Origin of the sequence: Mycobacterium sp. (genome assembly GCF_050700595.1) — a bacterium.
GTDB lineage: Bacteria > Actinomycetota > Actinomycetes > Mycobacteriales > Mycobacteriaceae > Mycobacterium.
On record NZ_JBOHHI010000194.1, the window covers coordinates 1 to 6,652 of the forward strand.

Consider the following 6,652-nt stretch of genomic DNA (forward strand, 5'->3'; position numbering starts at 1 on the left):
CCATGATTTGGGCATCGTTGCTGTTGCGCCAGATCACCGTACGCATCGGTATGCAGCTGTGATCGTCTCGATACACACCGGCGGGCTACCGAATAGGGTGCAGTGTCATGAGCCTCGTCGACTATGAGCTAGAAGACCACGTCGCCACCATCACCCTCAACCGTCCGGAAGCTCGCAACGCCATCAACGGCGCCCTGCGTCAGGAGCTGAACGCGGCCTGGGACCGGTTCCGCGACGAGGAGGACGCGTGGGTGGGGATCCTGACAGCCAACGGCAGCGTCTTCTGCGCCGGTGCCGATCTCAAGGACGGCGAGGGGTCAATCGGCACTTTCGGCGGCACGTTTTGGGAGAAGCCGACGATCAACTCGTTCGAGAGTGGGATGGAACTGTTCAAGCCGACCATCGCCGCCGTGCACGGTCCTTGTATCGGCTACGGGCTGACCGGGGTGTTGTTCTGCGACTTCGTGATCGCCAGCACCGCGGCCGAGTTCTCCTTCCCCGAAGTATCGATCGGCGTGCCCACCATCGTTGGGGCCATCCGCCTCCCCCGGCGGGTGGGCTGGGCTGATGCCATGGAGCTGCTGCTGACCGGTAAGCCGGTCAGCGCCGAGCGAGCCACCGAGATCGGCCTGGTGTGGAAGCTGGTCGAGCCCGACGAATTGCAGGCTGAGGCCCGGGCGTGGGCCCGGACCCTTACCGAGGCCGCTCCCCTGGCTCAACGGGCGACGAAGGAGGTGGCGTGGCGGACCGCGGATATGGGCTGGATCGAGTCGGTCCGCTTCGGTGAGACGATGCGCAAGGTCGTCGGCGTCACAGCGGATGTGGCCGAAGGTATTCGGGCGTGGCGGGAGAAGCGCAAGCCCGACTGGCAGGGCCGCTGACGTCAACGCCGGGCGCTCAGCCCTGCAAGCCGAGGATGCGTGCGGCGTTGCCGTAGAGGAACTTCGGCCACACCTCGTCCTTCAGCGGAACCATAGGCAGCTCGGCGAAGATTCGCTCCAACGACAGGCCCATCGGGAAGTAACCGGCGTAGAGGACCTTGTCCGCTCCGCGAGAGTTCGCATAGTCGATGACGGCCTTCGGATAGTACTTGGGCGCAAACGCCGATGTCGAGTAGTACAGGTTGGGCTACTTGAGCATCAGCTTGACCGCGAGATCCTCCCATGGTTCGCAGCCGTGGCGGGTCACGAACACCAGATCAGGGAAGTCGAACATCACGACGTCGATACGTGAAACCTCTTGCGGCGTAAAGGGAACTCGAGGGCCGGGGATACCGGCGCACACGAAGATCGGAATGCCGAGATCGACGCAGGTGGCATAAATCGGATACATCTTCGGGTCATCGATGGGAACCTGGGGAAAGGTCCCTGCCGGAAACACCGACGTCGCGCGGATACCGAACTGCTCGTGCTCGCCGCGGATCGCGTTCACCGAGCCCATCACATCGTTCGGGTCCACCAAGGCGCCGCAGGGCACGAAGCGGTCCGGGAACATCTTGAGCGCCTGCTGTGCGGAGTCCCCGCCGACAGCGATCATGGCTTTCTCGATGTTGAACCGGTCCATCTGCTGCAGCACCAGCGACACCGGATCGCCGGTCGGTAGCCCCTTGGGCACCTCCTTGAACATGTACTCGACCGGGAACTCGAAGTCCTCCTTGGACTCACGGTCCTTGGTCTGCTTGCGGATGAAGTCATACTGAGCGGAGCCCTCGTGGGGAAATCCGATCATCGTGTCGATCACCGGCAGACCGACAGGTCCGGCCATGGCGTCCTCCGATCACGCGCGAACAGGCGACAGATACCAGTATCAGACGGGCCACGCCTCGCGACGCCAGGCGGCGTCCCAGAACATCCACTCGTAGCGGGCGGTCACGGCGAAATGTGCCCGGGCGCGAGCCTCGTCGGCGGCGCACAGCGTCCGGCCGATGTCGTCGGCCAGCGCCAGCACCTCGGCGACGACGCTCTGATACTCGGCGTCGGCATAGGTATCGATCCAGCGCTGATAACGGGAGTCGGGTGAGCCGCGCTGGACCAGCTCGGCCCCGACCTTGGCATAGATCCAGTAACACGGCAGTACCGCGGCGAGCCCATCGGCGAAGGCGCCGCCGTATGCGGTGGCCAGCAGGTAGCTCGTGTAGGCGCGAGTCGTTGGCGCGACGGGCGCGACGTCGGTGTGGTGGATGCCCAATTCGGAGAGCAGCGAGTCGTGGACGGCGAGCTCGACTTCGACAATGCCGGCGGCGTGCCGCGCGAACATGCCGACGCCGGCGTGGGTGGGCGCCTTGCTGCCCACGACGGTCAGCGCGCGGGCGAAATCGTGTAGGTAGTAGGCATCCTGGACGAGGTAATGGGCGAAGGCCTCCGGGTCAAGGCTCCCATCGGTGAGGCCGGCTAGGAATGGGTGCGCCAGAATCGCCGGGTAAGTGCCGGCCGCCTCGGCCCACAACCGTCTCGTCCAGCCGTCTCGCATCATGCCTGCGATGATCCCAGCCTCGGGGTTAGGGCGCCGACGGCGTCAGGCGGTCGCACTCGGATATGGTTGGTTCAGTCGGGAACTTTCTATGTGGAGTCGTGATTGCTGATGCGTTACAACCCTCCCCCGAACTGGCCCAAGCCACCCGAGGGTTGGGCCCCAGCACGCGACTGGTCGCCGGATCCGTCCTGGCCGCCCCCGCCCCCGGGTTGGAAACTCTGGGTCGAGGACGCCCCGGACGAGCAGAAAAAGAAGCCCGTCCCGCATCGATTTGAGGGCTCCGGGGACGACGTCGAGTATTTCGGCGATGACCGCGCATGGTCCGACGCTTCCGAACAGGCGCCGCCTCATGGGCAGATGGACGCCGGGTCGCCGCCGTCACCGTCATCGCAACCCACTCAAGTCGCCCCTGAGGATCTTTCCGTGCACCATCTCGGGCGGCCCGCCGCCATCAAGTGGGACGATGAACACAGGTATGACATCGGGACGATAGTCGCCATCACGGCCGATTCGGCGGCGATCAGCGTCAAACTCGCCGGAGTTGAATCGCCTGTTTCCTTTTCGCGAGAGGCCCCGGATGGCGGTCCTGACAATCCCCGTCTCTACGTGTGGGCCTGATACTCAGACGGACGAATTCAGCGCAGCCAGCGCCGCATCATAGTTGGGCTCGGCGGCGATTTCGGGCACCAGTTCTTGGTATGCGACCTTCCCGTCGGCACCGATCACTACGACCGCCCGCGCAAGTAGCCCGGCCATCGGACCATCGGCCATCGTGATGCCGTAGTCCTCGCCGAAGCTGTCACGGAATGCCGACGCCGCGGTGACGTCCTCAATGCCTTCTGCGCCGCAGAACCGCTGCTGCGCGAACGGTAGATCCTTCGATACGCACAGCACGGAGACACCGCTTCCGGCGGCACGCTCGTTGAAGGTTCGCACGCTGGTCGCACAGACAGGGGTGTCGATAGACGGAAAAATGTTCAGCAAGACGGGCTTGTCGCGAAACTGTTCACTACTGACCGTGCCGAGGTCGGAGCCTGTCAGCGCGAAGCCGGGAGCCGGGGATCCCACGGCCGGTAGCTCGCCGATTGTGTTGATCGGATTTCCACGAAACGTTATCTGTGCCATGCGCATAGTCTGCCAAGGCCCGCGGGCCGGCGTGGACCAGGGTGGCCCCCCGCTGCCGTAGGTTGAGTTCGTGCGCTGGATCATCGACGGGATGAACGTGATCGGGACTCGCCCGGACGGCTGGTGGGAGGACCGACGCGGCGCGATGGTGGCGTTGGTGGACCTGCTCGACGGTTGGGCATCGACACACGGCGACCACGTGACGGTGGTGTTCGAGCAGCCGCCGGCACCGGCGATCCGCTCAACGATCATAGAGATCGCCTATGCACCCATGGCGGCGGCGAATTCGGCCGACGACGAGATCGTGCGGCTGTTGCGTGCCGATACCCGACCGCACGATATCTGCGTCGTGACATCGGACCGGGCATTGACCGACCGCGTCCGCAGCACCGGTGCCTCCGTCCACTCGGCGCACAGCTTCCGCAATCTCGTCGACCCGCGTGGCTCTAGCAGGGCTTGAGGCCCACAATGCACCCGACGAGCTGTATGCCGCCTGCCGGAACGGCCGTCGCTTGCGAAGAAATTGCCGTCGCTGTCCCCTGCGTGGTCCCGGTTGTCTCATCGTGCGTGACGGCCGGGTTGGCGCTCAGCAGTAGCGCGGCGACTGCGCCGATCATCCAAGCCTGGCGTGGAAACAACACTCTCCCCTAGCGACGACTACACAATGGACTCTAGTCCACTTTAGTAGCCTTCGGTAGTGCATCGCGGATGGAATTCCGCGGATGCGCTAATGCGCGCCCAACGCGCCGCTGAGGTACTGCGCGCGGCAGGCGCGACGAGCCAGCTTGCCGCTGGTGGTGCGCGGGATGGCACCGGCGGGCAGGAAGCGCACCTCGGAAGCGATTAGCCCATGCCGGTGCGCAACCGCCGCACGGATCGCCTCGATCGCCGGCTGCAGATCGGCACGGCCGGTGCCCGCCGCACGTTCGGCAATGATCACCAGGCGTTGGGTGGCGTCCCCCGCATCGAAGGTCTCCGATGCCCGCAGTTCGTTCGCCGGCACCGAGAACGCCGTTGCGTATCCCCGCCGAACGGTTGGCGATGCCTCCGCCACGGTCGCTTCGATGTCCTGCGGGTAGTGCCGATGGCCATCGATGATCACCAGGTCGGCGATTCGGCCGGTTACGTAGAGCTCGCCGTCGAGATATACGCCCAGATCTCCGGTCCGCAGCCAGCTACCCTCTATCATTGACCCGTCGGCATGGCTGATTTCGGTGAGCCGGGACCGCAGTTCGGCACCGAACGACCGTCGGGTTTCGTCAGGCCGGCCCCAATAGCCGCGGGCAATGTTGTTGCCCTGCAACCAGATCTCCCCAACCTCACCGTCGGGCAGTTCGTCGCCGGTATCAGGGTTGACGATCACGGCCCACTGACTGCGAGCTATCCGACCGCAGGACACCTGTGCTACGGCGTTGGGGACATCCGCCGCCACGCGCACCGCCCGGCCGGCGCCCAATTGCTCCCGGTCGAGGTAGGAAACCGTCGCTGCGGCGGTGGGGTCGATCGTCGAGACGAACAAGGTCGCCTCCGCGATGCCGTACGAGGGTTTGATCGCCGTATGCGGTAACCCATAGGGCGCGAACGCCTTTTGGAATGTCTTAACCGCTGCGATGCTGACCGGTTCCGAGCCGATGATCATCACGACATCGCTCAGGTCGATATCCTCGCCCTGCGCGGGTAGACCACGCTGAGCGGTCCACTCGTAGGCGAAGTTTGGCGCCGCGGTGACCACCCGGCTGTGCCGCGACTCAGCAGCCAAGGCATGAATCCACCGCTGCGGCCTGCGGATAAACGCAGTCGGTGACATCAGGGTCGAGTGTCCGCCGTACACGGCCGGAAAACCGATCATCGACAGGCCCATGTCATGATACAGCGGTAACCAGCTGACCCCGTGGGTATTTCGGTCCAGCAGGTCGATCGAGAGGATCATCTGAAGCAGGTTGGTGCCAACCGCCCGGTGGGTGATCTCCACGCCGACGGGAGGTCGTGTCGCGCCCGATGTGTACTGCAGGTGGGAAACCCCGTCGAGGTCGAGGTCGACAGGAACGAATGCATCCGCAGCCGCGTCGGGTATCTGATCGACCACGACGACTTGCGGCCTTCGGACGCGTGGGAGGTTGAGCAGAAACGTCTGAACGGCATCGGTGGCCGCCGTCGTCGTCAGCACGACAGCGGGCTGTGCATCGCGAAGCGCCGTATCGAGACGTTCAGCATGACCTGGTAATTCCGGTGCGAACAACGGCACCGCAATGGTGCCGGCCTTGATCGCTGCGTACATTGCGGCGACGTAGTCGAGGCCTTGCGGCGCGAGGATTGCCGCCCGGTCACCGCGAGCCGCGACCTGTTGCAGGCCGGCAGCGATGGCTCGCAGTCGGATACCGAATTGGGTCCACGTCAGTTCGACAGCCTGTCCATCGGCCGAACGGGTGTAGTCCAGGTAGCGATACGCTATCGCGTCACCAACGTTCGCGATGTTGCGATCGATCAGTGATATCAGCGTTGCGCCCGGCGGCAATACCACGGCGCCCTCGGCATCGAGACATTCCTCGATCTGCAGCAAGCCATCGCGACCCTCAGACATCAGCGTTTCCACCGTCGATCTCGCCGGAGATCCGGCGCTCGATGCTCGCGTGCGTCGTGGTCGGTAACACGATCAGACCATCGAGTTCGTTGCGCGCAACGTCGTAGGCATTGCGGCGTTCCTGCGCGGTCGCGCCCGGATCTGACGCCACGCGCAACAGACTCTGAGCGCGCGCGATCCGTTGCTGCTCCGCACGCGAGAAGTCGCTGCGGCGTCTGCGTCTTGCTTCCGTCTCGGCGATGTCGAATGCCGTCACATAGGCTTCGACGGCCGCCAGGTACCGGTCCGCGGCGTCCCGGTCATCCAGCAGGTCTTCGGCTTTGGCGGGGCGCAGCAAATCAGCCCGCAGCTTGGCTCGGTGAAAACCGATTGTGAGCGGATCGCGCATGTCGGTCATCAGCGGGAAGTCGAGGAGCCTGGCGACGTCAAGTTCGTAGTCCAGCCAGCGGGCGTCGGTTCGGCCGTGCTCCTCCA

The 6,652-nt window shown here is 64.6% G+C and carries 6 protein-coding genes and 1 pseudogene; 2 read left to right on the forward strand and 5 right to left on the reverse strand.

Annotated features, from left to right (window positions below; genetic code table 11):
• Positions 1-107 precede the first annotated feature (107 nt).
• Entirely contained in the window at positions 108-881 is a 774-nt protein-coding gene (locus ACRDTL_RS18165; protein ID WP_431508084.1) for an enoyl-CoA hydratase/isomerase family protein, read from the forward strand.
• A gap of 16 nt (positions 882-897) precedes the next feature.
• Here ACRDTL_RS18165 and ACRDTL_RS18170 read toward each other — a convergent pair.
• The 3 genes and pseudogenes from ACRDTL_RS18170 to tpx all read right to left on the reverse strand — a co-directional run bounded on the left by ACRDTL_RS18170 (position 898) and on the right by tpx (position 3,597).
• Positions 898-1,764 (reverse strand): annotated as a pseudogene (locus ACRDTL_RS18170) (amidohydrolase family protein).
• A 42-nt stretch (positions 1,765-1,806) separates the two neighbouring features.
• Positions 1,807-2,469 (reverse strand): thiaminase II, encoded by a 663-nt coding sequence (gene tenA, locus ACRDTL_RS18175; RefSeq protein ID WP_431508088.1) that lies wholly within the window; start codon positions 2,467-2,469, stop codon positions 1,807-1,809.
• A gap of 624 nt (positions 2,470-3,093) precedes the next feature.
• Positions 3,094-3,597 carry a thiol peroxidase gene (gene tpx / locus ACRDTL_RS18180; protein ID WP_431508089.1) on the reverse strand — a complete coding sequence of 168 codons (504 nt, stop codon included), beginning with the start codon at positions 3,595-3,597 and terminating at the stop codon, positions 3,094-3,096.
• A 70-nt stretch (positions 3,598-3,667) separates the two neighbouring features.
• Here tpx and ACRDTL_RS18185 point away from each other — a divergent pair, with 70 nt between their 5' ends.
• The gene (locus ACRDTL_RS18185; RefSeq protein WP_431508085.1) at positions 3,668-4,057 is read left to right on the forward strand and encodes an NYN domain-containing protein; all 390 of its coding nucleotides are present in this window, start codon (positions 3,668-3,670) and stop codon (positions 4,055-4,057) included.
• Positions 4,058-4,324: 267 nt separating this feature from the next.
• Here the strand turns inward: ACRDTL_RS18185 and ACRDTL_RS18190 are convergent, their stop codons facing one another.
• Entirely contained in the window at positions 4,325-6,178 is a 1,854-nt protein-coding gene (locus ACRDTL_RS18190; protein ID WP_431508086.1) for a fatty acyl-AMP ligase, read from the reverse strand.
• A partial coding sequence (locus ACRDTL_RS18195) for a hypothetical protein (RefSeq protein ID WP_431508087.1) occupies positions 6,171-6,652 on the reverse strand: 482 nt, incomplete at its 5' end. The genes ACRDTL_RS18190 and ACRDTL_RS18195, both read right to left, overlap by 8 nt.

Bases quoted from the DNA above. Each gene is read 5' to 3' on its own strand.
- ACRDTL_RS18190 (WP_431508086.1), bottom strand. From the start codon at position 6,178: ATGTCTGAGGGTCGCGATGGCTTGCTGCAGATCGAGGAATGTCTCGAT.
- ACRDTL_RS18165 (WP_431508084.1), top strand. From the start codon at position 108: ATGAGCCTCGTCGACTATGAGCTAGAAGACCACGTCGCCACCATCACC.
- tpx (WP_431508089.1), bottom strand. From the start codon at position 3,597: ATGGCACAGATAACGTTTCGTGGAAATCCGATCAACACAATCGGCGAG.
- tenA (WP_431508088.1), bottom strand. From the start codon at position 2,469: ATGCGAGACGGCTGGACGAGACGGTTGTGGGCCGAGGCGGCCGGCACT.